Here is an 18,101-nt window from a genome sequence, read left to right on the forward strand (position 1 = left end):
ATGGCGCCACGATGACTCCGCCGACAGACTCAGGGCATGGTCGAGCGCGTCACCGTCGTCGCCTTCGCGGGCATGCAGTCCCTCGACGTCACCGGGCCGTGGGAGGTGCTGGCGGGAGCGAACCGCTACCGGGCGGCACATGGTGAGCGCCACGCGTACGAGCTGAGGCTGGCGGGCGCGGAGGCCGAGGTGGTGTCCGAGAGCGGCCTCGTCCTGGTGGCCGACGCGCTGGGAGAGCCGGTCCGGGCCGGCACCCTCGTGGTGCCCGGCGGCCGAACGGCAGCCCGGGATGGGCACGCCGACCTCGTCGCCTGGTTGCGAGAGTGCCGCCCCACCCGATTGTTGTCGATCTGTTCCGGGGCGTTCCTGTGCGCGCGGGCCGGGTTGCTCAGCGGTCGTAGGGTGGCCACCCACTGGGCCCTGTCGGGGGACCTCGGTCGGCGATTCACCGACCTCACGGTCGACCACGACGCCCTCTACGTGCACGACGGCCCGGTCTGGACGTCGGGTGGTGTCACGTCAGGAATCGATCTGGCGCTGGCCGTCGTGGCGGCCGACCACGGAGCACGAGTCGCCCAGGAGATCGCCCGCTGGCTCGTGATGTTCCTCCACCGGCCCGGCCAACAGGCGCAGTTCTCCGGCCCGGTGTGGTTGGAACGTGCCACCGAGAAACGGGTGGCTGCCGTGCAGCGTGCCCTGGACGCCGATCCGGCCGCGAAACACCGCGTCGACGACCTTGCCGCGCGGCTCGCCCTGTCGCCCCGGCACTTTCAACGTCTCTTCGTCCGTGAGACGGGGCTCACCGTCGGGCGGTATCTCAGCGAGCTTCGCCTGGAGTCCGCCAAACGTCTCCTGGTGCAGTCCGACCTCGCCCTCGACGTGGTGGCGGCCAGGTCCGGGCTCGGGTCCGCCGAGTCGCTCCGACGTGTCTTCGGCGAACGGCTCGGCACGACCCCGGGCGCCTTCCGCGCACGCTTCTCGATGCTCTGACCGCCTTCGACAGCCCGTCACCGTGAACCGAAGGGACCTCCGTTGACCCACGTCGTCATCCCTCTGTACGAGCGTTTCACCGCGCTGGACGTCATCGGCGTCTACCAGCCGCTGGCCCTCACTCCAGGTATCGACGTCGTCCTGGTCGCCGAACGCCCCGGTCCCGTCCGGGACGACTGCGGGATGCTCTCCCTGGTGGCCGAGATCGCGCTCGAAGACGTGGAAGCGACAGACGTTCTCGTCGTCCCGGGAGGACCAGGGACCGTTCAGGCTCTCACCGGGCCGCTGCCGGGCTGGATCAGACGGATCCACGAGACGACGACGCTCACGACCTCCGTGTGCTCCGGATCGATCCTGCTGGGGGCCGCCGGGCTGCTTCGGGGTCGACGGGGCACCAGCCACTACCGCGCGGTCCAGGAGTTGGTCCGCTTCGGCGCCGAGCCGACGGACCAGCGGGTCGTCGAGGAACCGGACGCCCGCATCATCACGGCGGCGGGCGTGTCGAGCGGCATCGACATGGGACTGAGACTCGTCGAGCTCCTCACCGACCGGACGACCGCCGAGGCCGTCCAGCTCTGGATGGAGTACGACCCGCAGCCGCCGTTCGACAGCGGCCACCCGTCCCGCGCGACCCCCGAGGTGCTCGCCCGAGCGGCGGCGTACGACAGCGCGGCCAGATTGGCCAGGTGACCTGTCGGGCACGCGGCTCGTCGGCGCGGCGGGCGTTCGGCTCACGTGCTGGCGCGGCGGGCACGGAGCCCGCCCCACAGCAGCAGCACACAGCAGCCGATCAGCACCGGCTCCAGGGCGAAGGCGGTGACCAGCCCGTACCGGTCCGCCAGGCCGCCGAGCAGGAAGGGGGACACGCCGGCGACCACGCCGAGGATCAGTTGCGAGCGGGCATTGGCCCGGTCCTCCTGTCCGCCGGCCGCGCCGAGGGTGAGCGAGAGCGCGAGCGGATAGAGGTTGGCGATGCCCACCCCGCACAGGAACAGCCCGAGGACGGCGAGGGCCGCCTGGTCGGTCAACCAGAACAGCACGAAGCTGGGGCCGGTGACCGCCAGCGAGGCGTACAGCAGCGCCACCGCGCGACCGGGACGGCGGGTGAGCCGCGCGCCGAGCAGGCGTCCGATCAGGATGCCGAGGTAGTTGCTGCTCAGCGCGGTGCTGGCCGCGGCGGCGGACATGCCGGCGTGGATGAGCAACTGGGGACCGAAGTACACCAGGCAGAACTCGATCGCCGAACTGACAGCGGTCAGCATGGCGAACAGCCAGCAGGCCAGCGGTAGGCCCCCGGTCTTCTTCGCGGTGGCGGGTCGCGGCGCCGCCGGTAGCGGTTGGCGGCGGTGACGCAGGTAAAGCAGCACGAGGACGACGGCCGGCAGCACGAAGGTGGCGCGCCAGCCCACCGCGCTGGCTGCCAGCGCGCCGAGGACCAGCGGGGCGAACACCGCGGACGCGCCGGCGCCCACGTTGGCCTCGGTCAACGCCCGGTCGCGCCGGTCGCCGTGTCGGTCGGACAGCACCGCCTGGACCACGGTGAGCATCGTGGTCCCGGCCAGACCGAACACGACGGCTCCGAGCAGGGTGGGCGCTGTGCTGCCGCCCAGGGTGAACAGGCCGGCACCGACCGCGGTGGCGAGGGCCGAGCACCACAGCAGCGCACCCCGGGCCAGGCGGCGAGCCGCCCAGACGAACCCGACCGCGGACAGCGCCGCGCCCCCCGCCCACAACAGCTCGTAGACGCCGAGCAGCGTGTAGGAGAAGCCCAACTCCGCCCGCAGGAGGGTCAGCGCCGGCCCGAAGGCGTACAGCCAGAACGTCCAGCAGGCCAGGACGGCGTACGCCAGCCTGGTCGGCGCGTCCCGCACGAAGGTCTCGGTCCCCGGGCGTGACGTGGTCGGCCGCTGCCGCGTTGTGTATCGATACACAGATAGAGTCTGTGCCATGAACCGCCCCGCGGACAACCCCAGGCGGCCGACTCTGCGCCAGGTGGCGACGGCCGCCGGTGTCTCGCCGATGACGGTTTCCTACGCGTACTCCCAGCCGGGGAGGGTCTCCGCCGAAGCTGCGGCGAAGGTGCGCGCGGCGGCGCGCGAGCTGGGCTATCCCGGGCCGCACCCGGCCGCCCGCTCGCTGCGTCGCGGGCGCACGGGCACGCTCGGCGTCGTACTCGGAGAGCGGTTGAGCTACGCCTTCGACGACCCGCAGGCGGCGCGCTTCCTCGCCGGGGTATCCGACGTGTGCGCGGCTGAGGGCGTCGGACTCACCCTGATACCGATCACCGGCGCACCCTCCGACGCCCAGCGCGTCGCGCAGGCGGCCGTGGACGGCTTCGTCGTCTGGACCACCAGCGACGACGATCCCGTCCTGGACGCCGTGGCCGACACCGGCCTGTCCGCGGTGGTCCACGCCGGCCCGCACCGACGGGAGCTGCCGGTGATCGGCATCGACGACCGGGCTGCCGCCGCTGCGGTCGGACGGGTGGCGTTCGCCGAGGCGCGACACCCGCTCGTGCTCGGCTTTCCGCTCGACCGGAGTCGCGCCCGCCGACTGCTCACCGGCGACCAGGAACCCGCGGTGAGGTTCCCGGTGACCCGGCACCGGTGGGAGGGATTCCGGGACGCCTGGACACACGCGGGTCGGCGGGCCGCGGACCTGCGACTGGCAGTCTGCCCGGTCAACCACGTCGCCGAGGGCGAGACCTTCGCCGCCGAACTGCTGCGGGGCACCGACCCGCCGGACGCCATCGCCGCGATGAGCGACGAACTCGCCCTGGGCGCCCTGCGCGCCGCGGCGAGCGCCGGCCTGCGCGTTCCCGACGACGTCGCGGTGACGGGCTGGGACGACGCGGACGCGGCCGCGGCCGCCGGCCTGACCACCCTGGCGCAGTCACTGCGCGAGCAGGGCGCGCACTGCGCCCGTGCGGCGCTCGGAGGCCCCACCATGGCATCGACGCACCACGAATGGCACGTGGTGGTGCGCGCGAGCACCCGTCGCCAGCCCTGATCCGGGCCGTGCCCAGGCAGTGCTGGGGAGGGTGTTGGCCGATCGGCTCGGCCCGGAGTCACCGGAGAAGCTGACCCCGATCACGGCCTGGGCAGGTCGGCGCAGAGCTTCCTCGGGAAGGCCGTTGCGGTGGTGTGGACACGTCCGCAGCCGGCCTCCGTCGAGCTGGCGATCGTCTCCCAGCCGCCCGGGCCGGCCCACCGCAGAAAGTAGCGGCGCACGTTTACCGACGCATCGCAGCCGGGCCGTGCCTCGACGCCGCACGGCACCGGATCGAACGGCACCGTCATGACCAACCAGGTGCCGTCGCAGCCCTCGACCGAGCCGACCGAGTGCCGCGACACGTCCATGCCGCGGACCACGACATCGACCCACTTGTGGTCGCAGTGGTCCTTCGGCATCGGACCGCAACCGAACGTCGGGTCGCAGCGGTCGTACTCCGCGCCGTCGAGTTTCCACGGCTTCTGGTTGAGCACGACGGTCCGGCCGGCGATCGGCCCCGGCGCCGTCAACGTCACCTCGCCCGGTGTGTGGGTGGGGCAGGCCCCGACCACCGCGGACAGGCGCGAATCCTGCACCACGTTGGCGTAGATGAGGTTGTTCTCCTCGACGAAGTATTCGACTCGTGGGTTCCGGGAGCAACCGTCCGCGTCACCCGGCAGCGCCACGGTCAGCACGAGCGAGCGCGGGTCCTTGCTGACCGTGACGGCCGTGACATCGGCCTGGTAGGTGCTCCAGTCGGTGTCCGCCGGAGGGCCGTCCTGCACGGGCGTTTCGCCCGGCCTGGCGCAGCCGACGAGCGTGGCCAGGCACAGCAGGGCGGTGGCGAGTCGACGCATGGCAACGAGTATCGCCGCTGGGCGGCCCGGCACATCGGTACGGATACTCAGTCCACCTCAGACTCCGACGCGCTGGGGTGGGACGGTCAGGCCGTACAGCGCCATCAGCTCGGGGGTGTCGACCCGGCTGCCGTCCGCCACCGAGTCGCAGGCGATGTCGACGATCTGGTCCTTGTGCGCCAGCAGGTACGGCCGGGCACCCACGTCCGCGCTGGCGAGGGTCGCGATGCCGGGCCAGTGCCGCCGGCCGAAGAGCATCGGGTACCCGCGCAGGCCGTCGTAGGTGGCGCAGACCAGCACGTCCGGGTACGGCAGCGCGGCCACCCGTCGGACCGCGACGGCGGTCAGGCCCGGCATGTCGACCGGGACCACCACCACCGCCTCGATCCCCTCGTCCCCCATGGCGGCCAGGCCGGCCCGGATGGACGAGCCGACCCCGGTGCCCCACGCCTTGTTGATCACGACGGTGGCCCGGCCCAGGTCGGCGGTTTCCCGTACCTGCTCGGCGGCGGCACCCAGCACGACCACGATCTGCTCGCAGCCCGCCTCGGTCATCGTGTCGATCATCTGGTTGACCAGCGGCTTCTCGCCGTGGTGCAGCAGCGCCTCGGGACCACCGATCCGTCGTCCCCCGCCCGCGGCGATGATCATTCCTGCGATCCCGTTCAGCTGCGCCCCCTCAAGCATGGGAGCGACCGCGACCGATCCGCCCCCTCCTACGGACACTGCAACGAGGACGGCGGGCCGAGAGTAGCGGGGCGAAAAGGAGAAATAGCACAACCGTTACACGCCCGGCATCTCTGCCGTCACCCCGATGCGGTCCGCCACGAGGGCGACGCCGAGCGGCGAGCGGCGGTCAACCCACCTCCGGGGACAGCGGGACCGCCGAGCCGCCCCACTGCCGGGGCACCCGTCGGGCCACCCAGCCGACGCCGCGCGCGGTGAGCGCGTACGACACGACCGGAGCGAGCACGACGAGCGCCGCGATCGCCGCGACCAGGGGCACATATTCGGCGGGCACCTGCGTGGCAACCGCCCCGGCCACGGCGTACGTGGCGGCCAGCACGACCGCGACGGGCGCGGCCACCGCGACCACCCGGCCGGTCCCCCGCCGTCGACCGGCGGCCTCCCCGACCGCCACCGCCGGCAGGAAGAGCAGCGGAAGCAGCGCCACGCCGAGCACCGCGGCGATCACCACGAGCACCGGCCCGGCCAGCGGGCCGCCCACGTCGGACCCGGTGGCCACCGCGTACGCCAGCAGACCGAGGTAGCCCACGACCGCCTCGGCGACGAGGACCAACCAGGCGACGGCCATTCCGGCCAGGTGACGGGCGATTCCGGCGACCATGGCACACCTCCCCGTTGCGACAACCACGCGACGCGCGCCAGTGAGGCTAACCGAGCCGGTGTCCCGGCGCGGTCCCCTTGTCGCGCGGTGCCACCGATCCATCCGGGGGGCGACGGCGCGGACGCCCGGCGGCCCGCGCCCCGCCGTCGGTCAGGTCGCGTCGGCGTAGCAGTCCACGATGGACACATCAAGCGGAAAGCGGACCGGCGTCGCACCGAAGAGCAGTGCGGAGGCCCGCTCGCCACACCGGTTCACGGCCTCGGCGACCGCATCCGCCTGCGCGGCGGGCGCATGCACGACCACCTCGTCGTGCTGGAAGAAGACCAGCTCCGCATCGGTGCCGACCAACTCGGTACGCAACGTGGCCAGCAACGTGGACGCCCACTCGGCGGCTGTCGCCTGGATGACGAAGTTGCGCGTGAAACGACCCCTCGACCGCGCGGCCCGCGCCCGGGGACCCTGCGGATCGGCCCCCGCGTCCGGGTCGGAGGGCGCGTCGTCGGGATCACCGAACCCCACCGCACCGGGCGGACACGTCCGCCCCAGCCACGACCGCACCAGCCCACCCGCCTCACCGGTACGCGCCGCCGCCTCCACGAAGGCGAACGCCGTCGGGTAACTGCGCTTCAGCACCGCCAACGCGGGCACCGCCGCACCGCCGGTCTGCCCGTACATGGCACCGAGCAGGGCCACCTTGGCCTTGGCCCGGTCACCGCCGAACGAGTCGCGCGCCAGCGCCGCATAGAGGTCACCGGCCCCGCCCGCCGCCGCCAGCCGCGCGTCGCCGGACACCGCCGCCAGCACCCGCGGCTCCAACTGGCCGGCATCGGCGACCACCAACCGCCAGCCCGGATCGGCCACCACCGCCCGACGGATCACCTTGGGAATCTGCAACGCGCCACCACCGCGGGTCGCCCACCGGCCGGAGACGACACCGGCCGGCACGTACTCCGGTTGGAACCGGCCGCCCCGCACCCACTGATCGAGCCAGCCCCAACCGTGCGCCGTCCAGATCCGGTAGAGCTCCTTGTATTCCAACACCAGCGGCACCGCCGGATGGTCGACCCCGCGCAGCACCCAGGCCCGGGTGTTGGGCAGCTCCACCCCGACGCGGGCGAACGCCTTGAGCAGCTCCGTCGGGGAGTCGGTGTGCAGGCCGCGGACGCCGAGCGCGTCGGCGATCCGGGCGGCCAGCTCGGCGAGTCGGCGGGGCGGACCACCGACCGGAGACGCCTCGCCGAGCAGCTCGTGCAGGATCTCGTTGTGCACGTCGGCGCGCCAGGGCAGCCCGGCGGCACCCATCTCCGCCGCGACCAGCGCGCCGGCCGACTCGGCGGCCACCAGCAACCGGAACCGGCCGGGGTGCTCGGTCGCGGCGATGCGGGCGAGCTGGTCGGCGTACACCCGGATCAGTGCGTCGATGCCCGGCCCCGACGGGCCGGGCATCGTGTCGAAGAGCGCGCCCTGGCCGTGCCCGGGGGGCGCGGCGGCGCGCGGCGGTGGGTCGGGCGGCACCGGCGCGCCGCTCAACCGCGCCCAGGCCGCGGCCAGCGAGCGGGGCTCACCCCAGCGGCCCGCCTGCCCGAGCAGCAACGCCTCGGTCAACTCCACGTCGTGACACCTGTCGACCCGGACGCCGGCACGCAGCAGCGGCGGGTAGACGGAGGTGGCCGTGGACCAGACCCAACGCGGGTGCTGGGCGGCCTCGCGGGCAGCGACCGCGGCGACCAGGTCGACGACGACCTCGGGCGGGCCGGCGGGCTGGCCGCCGGCGCCCAGAGGGCACAGCACTCCCCCACCTCGCTCGTCGGACACCACCGCCACCAGCACGAACGTGATTCTGCCTCTCCCTTGCGACAGAAACGGAGGCGCACCTCACCGGTGTCGGGCCGGTCGGGCGTCGGAGGCGCTCGGTAGCGTGGTCGAGTGCCCCCGCAGATCCCCCATTCCGATCCTGGCACCCCCGACACCCGGGGACCGATGCGATACCTGTGGTGGCTGGTCCGCTGCCAACCCTGGCGGGTGCTGCGCGGCAGTCTGCTCGGCACGGCCTGGATGGTCGGGCTCTCCGCGCGGCCCTACCTGATCTACCGCGCCGTCGACGACGGGCTGCGCACGGCAGACACGCGCGCCCTGGTGTTCTGGGTCGCGACGATCGTCGTCGCGGGGGTGGCCCTGTCCTACCTCGGCATCATGCGGCACCGCACGATGACCTTCATCCGGGAGGACGCCAAGGCGCGCTCGGCGGAGGTGCTGCTGCGCCACCTGTCCCGGATCGGCGCGGTGCTGCCGCGCCGGGTCGGCGCGGGCGAGGTGTCCACCATCGGCGGCTCCGACATCGACTGGGCCGCGCAGGTGCTGACGCTGACCGGGCCGGGCGTCGGCGCGGTCGTCGCGTACGTGATCATCGCCGTGGTGCTCTGGTCGATCTCCCCGCTGCTGGCGCTCTGCGTGCTGCTGGGAGTGCCGGCGGTCGGCCTGGTCGTCGGGCCCCTGCTGCGCCGCCTGGAACGGGCCGAGTCGGTCTACCGCCGGCAGCAGGGTGCGCTCACCGCCCGCTCCGGGGACATCGTGGCGGGGCTGCGGGTGCTCGCCGGCGTGGGTGGCCGGGACCTGTTCGCCAGGCGGTACGCGGCCAGATCCCAGGACCTGCGCGCCGAGGGCTACCGCGTCGGCGCGGTGAACAGCTGGATCGACGCGGCGACCGTCGCCATCCCCGGGTTGTTCCTGGCCGCGGTGGTGTGGCTGACGGCCCGGATGGCGGTGACCGGCGCCGTCACGATCGGCGAACTGGTCGCCGTCTACGGCTACGTGGCGACCCTGATCGTGCCGGTCTGGTTCCTGCTGGAGGGCAGCCACCAGCTGATCCGGGGACGCGTCGCCGCCCGACGGATCGCCGACCTGCTCAACGTGACCCCGGACGACGTCGGTGGCCCGGGTCGTCGGTGGTCGGGCTCGGTGCCCGGCGCCCGCCGGCCGGATGCCCTGGCCGCACCGCTCGGCCCGGCCGACCTGCACGACCCGGAGACCGGCCTGACCGTGCCCGCCGGGCGGCTGACCGGGGTGGCCGCCGACGACCCGGCGGCGGCCGTGGCGTTGGCCGACCGGCTCGGCCGGTACGCAACCAGCGACACCACCTGGGGTGGCGTGCCGTTGGCCGGGGTCGCCCTGGACGAGGTCCGCTCCCGGATCATGGTCGCCGACCACGACTCGTACCTGTTCGCCGGGACACTGCGGGACGTGCTGTGCCGCGGGGGCGACGACCAACGGATCCGGGCGGCCCTGCGGACCGCCTCGGCGGACGACATCGTCGACGCCCTGCCCGGCGGGCTGGACACCCCGCTGGACGCCCGAGCCCGGACCCTCTCCGGCGGTCAGCGCCAACGGGTCCGCCTGGCCCGGGCGCTCCTCGCCGAACCGGAGGTGCTGATCCTCGTCGACCCGACGTCGGCGGTGGACGCGCACACCGAGGCGCGGATCGCCGAGCGGCTGCGGACCGCACGGGCCGGACGGACCACCGTGCTGCTCGCCACGTCGCCGCTCCTGCTCGGCCGGGCCGACCTGGTCGCACACCTGAGCGCCGGCCGGATCACCGCCACCGGCAGCCACGCCGACCTGATCGACTCCGACGCCGGCTACCGGCACCTGGTGGCCCGGGGCAGCGCGGATCTGGACAGGCCCACCGACACCGAGGAGATCTACCGGTGAGCCGGCTGCCGGTGGCCGACCGGAGCACCGTCCGTCGCGCCCTGCGGGACATGATCAGCCGGCATCGCCGGGCCGTCGGTGTCGTGCTGGCGCTCAACGGCGCGGCCGCGGTCGCCGGGCTCGCCCCGCCGTGGCTGCTGGGCACCATCATCGACCGGGTCACCGCGGGCGCCGGGGTGGCCACCGTGGACCGGCTGGCGCTGGCCATCACCGGCTGCGTCCTGGTCAGCGCGCTGCTGTCCCGCTACGCCCAGTACGCCGGCCACCGCTTCGGTGAACGGGCCGTCGCCGAACTGCGGGAGGAGTTCGTCTCCCGGACCCTCGGCCTGCCGGTCTCGGTCGTCGAGCGTGCCGGCTCGGGCGACCTGGCCACCCGCAGCTCGGTCGACGTGTCGACGGTCGGGACCACCGTGCGGGACGTGGTGCCCACGATCGTCATCGCCTCGGTGCAGTTGACCTTGCTGTTCGGGGCGATCTTCCTGTTGCATCCGCTGCTCGGCCTGGCGGCGCTGGCCGGGCTCCCGTCGATCGTGGCGGCCACCCGCTGGTACCTGCGCCGGGCCAGTTCCGCCTACCTCACCGAGGGCGCGGCGGCGGCCGAGTTGACCGAGACGCTGACCACCACCGCCGAGGGCACCCGCACCGTGGAGGCGCTGCGGCTGACCGACGACCGGATCCGGCACGGCACCAACCGGGTCGCCCGGCTGTGGCAGGCCCGCCGGGTGACCCTGGCGCTGCGTACGGTGTTCTTCTCCGTCGTCGAGGCCAGCTATCCGCTGCCGATCGCCCTGGTCCTGCTCGTCGGCGGCAACCTGCTCTCGCGGGATCTGGTCAGCCTCGGCGCGGTGGTCGCCGCCGCGCTCTACCTGCAACAGGCGATCGACCCGATGGACCGGCTGTTGCAGTGGACCGAGCAGGCGCAGCGCGGTTTCGCGTCGTACGCCCGGGTGCTCGGCGTCGGCATGGTCCCGCCGGAGCAACCCGGTCGGGCGGCCACGTCCCGGGGCGAACGGGTCGTCGTCCGCGGGGCACGGTTCTCCTACTCCGGCGGGCCGGACGTGCTGCACGGCATCGACCTGGAGGTGCAGCCGGGTGAGCGGCTGGCCGTCGTCGGTCCGTCGGGTGCCGGCAAGTCCACCCTGGCCCGGCTCCTGGCCGGGATCGACGCGCCACGCCACGGCGTGGTCAGCATCGGTGGCTGCCCGGTCACCGACCTCGACCCCGCCGAACGGCGGCGGCGGATCGCCCTGGTCACGCAGGAACACCACGTGTTCATCGGCTCGGTGCGCGACAACCTCTCCTTCGCCGCGCCGGACGCGTCGGACGAGCAGATGCGCGCCGCGCTGGCGAGCGTGGGCGCCGACTGGTGTGCCGAGCTGCCCGACGGGCTGGACACCCAGCTCGGCGACGGTGCCCGGCAGCTCGGCGCGGCCGAGGCACAGCAGCTCGCGCTGGCCCGGTTGGTGCTCGCCGACCCGCACACGCTGATCCTCGACGAGGCGACCGCCGCACTCGACCCGAGCACCGCCCGCCGCACCGAACGGGCGCTGGCCGCCGTGCTCGTCGGGCGGACCGTCATCGCGATCGCGCACCGGCTCAACACCGCGCACGACGCCGACCGGGTCGCCGTGCTGGCCGACGGCCGGATCACCGAGATCGGCAGCCACGACGACCTCGTGGCTGCCGACGGGGCGTACGCGGCCCTCTGGCGCTCCTGGCACAGTCCGGCCGACGAGCGCCCGAGGTGACCGGTTACTTGACGGCGCCTGCCGTGAGGCCGGCCTGGATCTGGCGTTGGAAGACCCCGTACACGATGATCATCGGGAGGATGGCGATGGTCAGCGCGGCGAACAGCCCGGACCAGTCCGCCTCGTAGCCGGCGTTCACCGAGATGTTCGCGATGCCCTGGGTGAGGACCCACTTGTCCTCGTAGCCGCTGGGCAGCAGCACCAGTGGCAGCTGGTACTGCGCCCACTGACCGATGATGTTGAAGATCGCCACGCTGATCAGGCCCGGCTTCGCCATCGGCATCATGACCTGGAAGAACAGCCGGGTGTGCCCGCAGCCGTCGATCATCCCGGCCTCGGCCACCGAGGTCGGCAACGTCTTGAAGAACGCGGCCAGGAAGAACACCGTGAACGGCAGCGAGTACGCGGTGTAGACCAGCACCAGCCCGGTGTGGGTGCCGAGCAGACCCAGGTTCTGCACCACGAAGAACAGCGGTACCAGGGCGAGGAAGACCGGGAAGGCCAGCCCGGAGACGAACAGGTAGTAGACGGCCCGGTTGCCGACGAACTTGTACCGGGCCAGCACGTACGCGGCCATCGAGCCGAAGAGCATGGTGCAGAAGGTGCTCGCCCCGACCACCAGCACGCTGTTGAGGAAGTACTGGCCGACGTGCGCCTTGGTCCAGGCCCGACCGAAGTTCTCCCAGCGCAACTCGGCCGGCAGGGTCCACGGGCTGCTGAAGATCTCGGTGGTGTTCTTGAACGCGGCCAGGAAGGTCCACAGGATCGGCACGATGACGATCACGGCCCAGCAGACGAGGGCCAGGTGACCGAGCCCGGCGAAGAGGCGTACCTCGGACCGGGGTCCCTTCCCCGGACGGCCGCCGGCGGCCTTCGGACCCTTGGTCGGCGGGGGCGGTGTGGCCGCCGTCGGCGGCAGCGTCGTCTGCGGGTTCATCAGTACTCCACGCTTTCCCGCTTGGTGAGCCGCAGCGTCAGCGCCGCGAACGTGATGGTGAGGAAGAAGAGCGCCACACCCATCGCCGAGGCGTAGCCGTACTTCTGGTAGGTGAACGCGTTGCGGTAGATCTCCACGGCCAGCACCGTGGTCGCGCCGTCCGGACCGCCCTGGTCGATGGAGAGCACCGCCACGACGGCGAACGCGTCGAACGCCGCGATGCCGAGGTAGACCCAGGCCACCTGGAGCGTGTCCCAGAGCAGCGGCAGGGTGACCCGGAAGAACAGGGTGACCCTGGTCGCCCCGTCCATCTCGGCGGCCTCGTAGATCTCGCCCGGGATGGAGGCCATCCCGGCCGAGAACAACACCACGTAGAAGCCGACGCACTGCCAGACCAGCACCCCGATGATCGACCAGAGCGCCAGGTTCGGGCGGATCAGGAACAGCACCGGGTCCAGACCGAACTTCATCAGCACGCCGTTGATCAGGCCGGACTCGTCCGGCCGGTAGACCGTCTGGAACAGCACCGCGATGATGGCCACCGCCAGGATCTGGGGGAAGAAGAACACCACCCGGTAGAACTTCGACCCCCAGACCCCCCGGCGTTGACCGCCGCTGCTCTTGCCGCCCACGTTGAGCAGGAAGGCGAAGAACAACGCGATGGCAATGGTGATCAGCGGCAGGGCAAGCAGCAGTACGCCGTGGTGCTGGACCGCCTTCCAGAAGGCGCCGTCGTCGAGCAACCTCCGGTAGTTGTCGAAGCCCACCCACTGCGGAGCCGACAGGCCCCGCCAGTTGGTCATCGAGATCTGGAACGCCTGCGCGTACGGCGCGATCACGAAGGTCACGTACAGCGCGACCGGGACGATCAGGAACCCGATCACGAATGGATACTTGCCGTGCCGCATGACCCCTACGCTCCGATCAGCGCTTGAACTTGGTGACGGAGGAATCCTTCTTGATCGCGTCGGCGCGCTTCTGGATCCGCTCCACGAAGGCGTCCGCGTTGATCCGGCCGAACATCAGCTCGTTGGTGGCGGTCCGCGCCTCCGTGTCGAGCTCCTTGTACCAGCCGTCGAAGTACAGGTTGAACACGTCCTGGCCGGCCGCCTTGAGCGCGGCCTGCGAGCTGGCCACACCGGGCGGGAAGGAGAAGCCCTCCGAGCCGGCGGTGACCACGGTCGGGGCCTTGACCACCTCGGTGAAGCCCTTCGCGCCCGCCTTGGACAGCATCTGGCGCATGTACTCCAGGCCGCCCTTGGGGTTCTTGCTCTTCGCCGAGACGAAGTAGCCCTCGCCCGCGGTGGCGCGCAGCGCCGTGGCCGGCAGCTTGTCCGACGCGGTCAGGCTCGGCACCGGCATCAGCTGGTAGTCGAAGCCGGCCGGGGTGTCCTGCTTCTGCTCGCCCTCCAGCCAGTCACCGCTGGGGTACAGGGCCACCTTGTACTGGTTCTGCCGCAGCTGCACGTCGGTGTGCTTGAGCCCCTCGAAGCTCTTGTCGCTGAACTTCGCCCCGACCTCGGCCCACGCCGTGGCCGCCTGCTTGATGGCGTCCTGCTTCCAGGCGCCGTCCTCGAGGTTGTCGATGTTCTTCAGCACGTCGGTGCCGCCGATCTTGGCGGCCTGGGTGAGGATCACGTTCCACTGGTAGTAGGCCGCGTTCGCTCCGGCGTAGCCGTACGGGGTGATGCCCTTGGCCTTGATCTTGGTGAGCAGGGCGATGAAGTCGTCCCAGGTCTTCGCCGGCGCCCAGCCGTTGTCCTTGAACAGCTTGGACGAGTACCAGATGCCGAAGACGGTGGAGACGTAGTACAGGACGTACGGCTTGCCGTTGAACGAACCCGCCTCGACGGTGCCCGGCACGACCGTGTCGCGGACCTTCTTCGCCGGGTCGTCGACCGACGGGGCGTCCCACAGCTCGGTGAGGTCCTGGAGCTGCCCGTCGGCGACCAGCGCGCCGAAGTCCATCAGCTTCTCGCCCGAGTTGTTCACGAACTCCGGCGGGTTACCGGACGCGAACCGCGGCTGGAGCACGGTGGAGACGGCCTGCGTGGCCTGGTGCTTGATCTCCGCCTTGGGGAACGCCGTCTTGTAGAGCGGCTCGTGCACGTCGGTGGCGTACTTCTCGCCGTAACCGCCGTTGAAGATGACCACCTCGATCGCGGCGTCCTCCTTGACGCCCAGCGGGTTCTTCTCGCTCTTGGTGCCACCGGCGACCTGCTCGTTCTCCTTGTCGCCGCCGCTCGTCGCGCAGGCGCTGAGCAGCCCGATGGCCGGAGTGGCGAGCATGCCCACGGCGGCGGCGCGACGCAGCACCGTGCGACGGTCGAGCGCGGCCGGGTGTTCGGGGGTAATCGACATCGTCGTCTCTCCTTGTGGAATTCGGGTCAGGCGGTACGCCGGAGACGCCCGGCGTACCGCGACTCGAGGGCGATGTTGTGCTCGTCCCCTCCGGGGACGTTGGCGGAGAGGTAGATAGGGGGCACCTCTCCGGCCTGGTGGAACCGTCGTACGACCTCCGCGGTCAGCAGCTGCGCCAGCAGCGCCGTGGTGACCGAGGAGACCGCACAGACCGCGCCGCCGCCCTCGAGCGGCAGCAGTGCATCGCCGTACGGCGCGCCGTTGTCCAGCACGACGTCGGCGAGGTCGGCGAGCCGCTGACCGGACGGATGCCGCGGAGCGACCCGTGCCGTGTGCTCGACCGAGGTGACCGCGATCAACGGGTGACCGCGCTCGGTGACCAGCGCCGCCAGCTCTACCACCGAGCCGTTGATGCCGGATTGGGATGCCACCACGAACACGTCGCGCGGCTGGGGCGCCGCGAGCGCGTAGATCTGGTGGGCGATGGAGGGATCGCGTTCCAGCTTCGGGTCGGCGAGCACGTCACGCGGGGCGTCACCGTGCAGCACCAGGTCCCGCACCGAGAGCCGGTTGGTGGGGACCAGCCCGCCGGCCCGGGCCACCAGCTCGGCGGCGAACGCCTCGGAGTGCCCGGCGCCGAACGCCTGGAGCACCCCGCCGTCGCGCAGGCTGTCGGCGATGAGATCGGCCGCCCGGGTGATCCCGTCGGCCTCCGAGTCGAGCAGTCGGTCGAGCACCGGGCGAACGGCGTCCGCGTACCCCTGGGCGCTGATCATGAGACGACACCTTTCGCTGCCTTGTGCCCGTCGACGGCCTGCGCGGTCCGCCGGAAGGCCGCGTGGGCGCGGTCGTGCGTGCGTTGGGCGACGGCGATGTAGAGCAGGTCGAGCACCACCAGTTGCGGGTGCCGGGCGGAGAGGGCGTCCGGCCGGAAGGTGGTGGCCTGGCTGGCCGTGAGCAGCACGATGTCGGCCAGCTCGGCCAACGGTGAGCGGGGGAAGCCGGTGAGCGCGATCGTGGTGGCGCCCCGGCTGCCCGCCTCGGCGAGCATCTCGATCGTCTCCCGGGTCTGCCCGGTGTGCGAGATGCCGAGCGCCACGTCTCCACCGCGCAGCAACGCGGCGCTGGCCAGTCCCTCGTGCACGTCGTTCCACGCCCACGCGGCCACACCGATGCGGTGCAGGCTGAACTGCATCTCCTCGCCGACGAGCGCGCTGCCGCTGGCGCCGAAGATGTTCACCCGGTTGGCCCCGGCGATCGCCACGGCGGCCCGTTCCACCTCGCTCAGATCGAGCAGGGTGGCGGTGTCGTGCATGGCCCGGGTGTCGGCGGCCATGATCTGGTCGAGCACCCGGGCGAGCGGGTCGCTCGGCTGGATCTCGCGTCCGATGTCGACGGTCCAGCCGGCCGAACGGGCCCGACCGGTCTCCGAGGCGATGCCCAGCCGCAGGTCGGCGTACCCGTCGAAGCCCATCGCCCGACAGAAGCGGGTGATGGTCGCCGGCGAGGTGCCGCTGCGCTCGGCCAGCTCGACGATCGTGGATCGGGCCGCGGCCTCCGGGTCGCTCAGCACATGTTCGGCGACGCGGCGCAGCGCGTCGGTCAGCTCGTCGAGCCCGTTGCGGACGCGGGCCAGCACCCCGTCGGAGGCTGAGCTCCTTCGATCGATCGCGTCGGCGTCGACCACCGCGGTCCCCGCGGCGGTGTCCACCTCGTGATCAACCATGGGTCGCCTCACCTTTCCGAAAAGCTTGTTTACTGTTAGTGGTAAAAGTTCTTACTAACCGCCCCTCCGTGTCAAGACTGTGGGCGAAGTTTTCAAACTGTTACCTGGCGCACAGCCCACCGCAGCCGCCGGAACTTGCCCCACAAGACGTCGCCGACCAGCATGAACAGGCCCGATTCACCGCACCGACCAAGGAGCCCCGTGCCGATGTCCGACGCCCTCGTGATCGGTCTCGATGTCGGAGGCACGTCCACCCGGGCGACCGCCCTGACCCTCACCGGGGATCGTGTCGGCACCGGCCGCGCCGGTGGTGGCAACCCCACCAGTCACGGCGCCGAACGGGCCGCCGCCGAGCTGTTGACCGCGCTCCGCGAGGCGCTCGCCGACCTCGACCCGGCACGGGTGGTCGCCGGCACCATCGGGCTGGCCGGGGCGGGCCGGTTGCTCGCCGACCCCGCCGGCCGGGCAGCCTTCGACCGCGCCTGGCACGACGCCGGCCTGCGCTGCCCGTACGCGGTGTACGGCGACGCCCTGGTCGCCTACGCCTCCGGCAGCGCCGCACCAGAGGGAACCGTGCTCATCGCCGGCACCGGCGCGATCACCGCGCAGGTCCACGACCTGCGGCTCGACCGGATCGCCGACGGTCACGGCTGGCTCCTCGGCGACACCGGCTCGGGCTTCTGGCTCGGCCGCGAGTCGGTACGCCGACTGCTCGCCGACCTCGACGCCGGGCGTGCGCCCGGCGCGCTGGCCACCACGGTGCTCACCAAGCTGCTGGGCAGCCCCGAGATCGCCGCCCGCCCCCGGGACACCGTCGACGCCACCATCCAGGCGGTGACCCGTCGACCCCCCATCGAGCTGGCCCAGCTCGCGCCCCTCGTCGTCGACGCCGCCCACCACGGCGACCCGGTCGCCACCGCGCTGATCACCGAAGCCGCCGCACACCTGGCCGAGAGCGTGAGCCGTATCCGGCCCACGGGGGCGGTGACCCCACTCGTGCTCGGCGGCGGGCTGCTCACGGCGGACACCCCGCTCGCCACCGCCGTCCGGGTCGAGATCACTCGACACTGGCCGGACGCGCCGCTGCGTACCGCCGGAGACGGGGCCGCCGCCGCGGCCTGGCTCGCCGCCCGCGACCTGCCCGAGGTGACCGACCCGGCCGCCCTGCACGCGCGCCTCTTCCCCATCCCCTGACCCCCGCCAGGCGCCCGACGGCCCCAGGGGCCACCCGCACCCGCCGCGCCCGCCCGCGCCCGCCCGCCGCACCCGCCCGCAGCGCCAAGATCTGCACACTTTCGGTGAAACTGCTGCCTCACGAGCCGATGAGGCAGCAGTTTCACCGAAGTTGCGCGGATCTTGGGGGCTCATGGCACTGATCAAAACCGGTCGCGCCATCGACAGAACCCCCGGGGAGTAGAGCCGGAGCTGAGCATCG

General features: G+C 72.2%; 16 protein-coding genes. 6 read left to right on the plus strand and 10 right to left on the minus strand.

Features of this window, described 5'->3' with window-relative positions; all coding sequences use genetic code 11:
- The first annotated feature begins 36 nt into the window (after positions 1 to 36).
- Complete coding sequence (locus AB0C25_RS27265; protein ID WP_357377034.1) at positions 37 to 990, plus strand: helix-turn-helix domain-containing protein; 954 nt, start codon at positions 37 to 39, stop codon at positions 988 to 990.
- A 42-nt stretch (positions 991 to 1,032) separates the two neighbouring features.
- Positions 1,033 to 1,680 carry a DJ-1/PfpI family protein gene (locus tag AB0C25_RS27270; protein ID WP_357377035.1) on the plus strand — a complete coding sequence of 216 codons (648 nt, stop codon included), beginning with the start codon at positions 1,033 to 1,035 and terminating at the stop codon, positions 1,678 to 1,680.
- A 41-nt stretch (positions 1,681 to 1,721) separates the two neighbouring features.
- Here AB0C25_RS27270 and AB0C25_RS27275 read toward each other — a convergent pair whose 3' ends face one another.
- Positions 1,722 to 2,921 (minus strand): MFS transporter, encoded by a 1,200-nt coding sequence (locus tag AB0C25_RS27275; protein ID WP_357377036.1) that lies wholly within the window; start codon positions 2,919 to 2,921, stop codon positions 1,722 to 1,724.
- 16 nt (positions 2,922 to 2,937) lie between these two features.
- Between AB0C25_RS27275 and AB0C25_RS27280 the strand changes: the two genes are divergently transcribed.
- Positions 2,938 to 3,999 carry a LacI family DNA-binding transcriptional regulator gene (locus tag AB0C25_RS27280; protein ID WP_357377037.1) on the plus strand — a complete coding sequence of 354 codons (1,062 nt, stop codon included), beginning with the start codon at positions 2,938 to 2,940 and terminating at the stop codon, positions 3,997 to 3,999.
- A gap of 80 nt (positions 4,000 to 4,079) precedes the next feature.
- Here the strand turns inward: AB0C25_RS27280 and AB0C25_RS27285 are convergent, their stop codons facing one another.
- From AB0C25_RS27285 to AB0C25_RS27300, 4 genes are all read right to left on the minus strand, one after another.
- On the minus strand, positions 4,080 to 4,838 hold the full coding sequence (locus tag AB0C25_RS27285) for a hypothetical protein (protein ID WP_357377038.1): 759 nt from the start codon (positions 4,836 to 4,838) through the stop codon (positions 4,080 to 4,082).
- A gap of 57 nt (positions 4,839 to 4,895) precedes the next feature.
- Positions 4,896 to 5,489 carry a nucleotidyltransferase family protein gene (locus AB0C25_RS27290; protein WP_357248579.1) on the minus strand — a complete coding sequence of 198 codons (594 nt, stop codon included), beginning with the start codon at positions 5,487 to 5,489 and terminating at the stop codon, positions 4,896 to 4,898.
- Positions 5,490 to 5,694: 205 nt separating this feature from the next.
- The gene (locus tag AB0C25_RS27295) at positions 5,695 to 6,186 is read right to left on the minus strand and encodes a hypothetical protein (RefSeq protein ID WP_357377039.1); all 492 of its coding nucleotides are present in this window, start codon (positions 6,184 to 6,186) and stop codon (positions 5,695 to 5,697) included.
- Positions 6,187 to 6,336: 150 nt separating this feature from the next.
- The gene (locus AB0C25_RS27300; protein ID WP_357377091.1) at positions 6,337 to 8,046 is read right to left on the minus strand and encodes a bifunctional 3'-5' exonuclease/DNA polymerase; all 1,710 of its coding nucleotides are present in this window, start codon (positions 8,044 to 8,046) and stop codon (positions 6,337 to 6,339) included.
- Between the two features lie 120 nt (positions 8,047 to 8,166).
- Here AB0C25_RS27300 and AB0C25_RS27305 point away from each other — a divergent pair, with 120 nt between their 5' ends.
- A complete protein-coding gene (locus AB0C25_RS27305; protein WP_357377040.1) occupies positions 8,167 to 9,894 on the plus strand; it encodes an ABC transporter ATP-binding protein in 1,728 nt (575 codons plus the stop codon).
- Between the two features lie 50 nt (positions 9,895 to 9,944).
- Entirely contained in the window at positions 9,945 to 11,642 is a 1,698-nt protein-coding gene (locus AB0C25_RS27310) for an ABC transporter ATP-binding protein (RefSeq protein ID WP_357377092.1), read from the plus strand.
- Positions 11,643 to 11,646: 4 nt separating this feature from the next.
- On the opposite strand, the gene AB0C25_RS27315 is transcribed toward AB0C25_RS27310, so the two are convergent.
- The 5 genes from AB0C25_RS27315 to AB0C25_RS27335 are packed head-to-tail and all read right to left on the minus strand — an operon-like array spanning position 11,647 to position 16,666.
- The gene (locus AB0C25_RS27315) at positions 11,647 to 12,579 is read right to left on the minus strand and encodes a carbohydrate ABC transporter permease (protein ID WP_357377041.1); all 933 of its coding nucleotides are present in this window, start codon (positions 12,577 to 12,579) and stop codon (positions 11,647 to 11,649) included.
- Positions 12,579 to 13,487 carry a sugar ABC transporter permease gene (locus AB0C25_RS27320; RefSeq protein WP_357377042.1) on the minus strand — a complete coding sequence of 303 codons (909 nt, stop codon included), beginning with the start codon at positions 13,485 to 13,487 and terminating at the stop codon, positions 12,579 to 12,581. Before AB0C25_RS27320 ends, AB0C25_RS27315 begins: the two co-directional genes overlap by 1 nt.
- A 16-nt stretch (positions 13,488 to 13,503) precedes the next feature.
- The gene (gene ngcE, locus AB0C25_RS27325) at positions 13,504 to 14,940 is read right to left on the minus strand and encodes an N-acetylglucosamine/diacetylchitobiose ABC transporter substrate-binding protein (RefSeq protein ID WP_357377043.1); all 1,437 of its coding nucleotides are present in this window, start codon (positions 14,938 to 14,940) and stop codon (positions 13,504 to 13,506) included.
- Positions 14,941 to 14,966: 26 nt separating this feature from the next.
- Positions 14,967 to 15,716: an SIS domain-containing protein gene (locus tag AB0C25_RS27330; protein WP_357377044.1), complete on the minus strand. Its 750-nt coding sequence runs from the start codon at positions 15,714 to 15,716 to the stop codon at positions 14,967 to 14,969.
- Complete coding sequence (locus tag AB0C25_RS27335; protein ID WP_357377045.1) at positions 15,713 to 16,666, minus strand: MurR/RpiR family transcriptional regulator; 954 nt, start codon at positions 16,664 to 16,666, stop codon at positions 15,713 to 15,715. The genes AB0C25_RS27330 and AB0C25_RS27335 overlap by 4 nt, the downstream gene beginning before the upstream one ends.
- Positions 16,667 to 16,873: 207 nt before the next feature.
- On the opposite strand from AB0C25_RS27335, the gene AB0C25_RS27340 reads away from it, so the two are divergent.
- Positions 16,874 to 17,860: a BadF/BadG/BcrA/BcrD ATPase family protein gene (locus tag AB0C25_RS27340; protein WP_357377046.1), complete on the plus strand. Its 987-nt coding sequence runs from the start codon at positions 16,874 to 16,876 to the stop codon at positions 17,858 to 17,860.
- Positions 17,861 to 18,101: the final 241 nt, after the last annotated feature.

It is taken from the genome of Micromonospora sp. NPDC048839, assembly GCF_040649915.1.
Taxonomy (GTDB): domain Bacteria; phylum Actinomycetota; class Actinomycetes; order Mycobacteriales; family Micromonosporaceae; genus Micromonospora.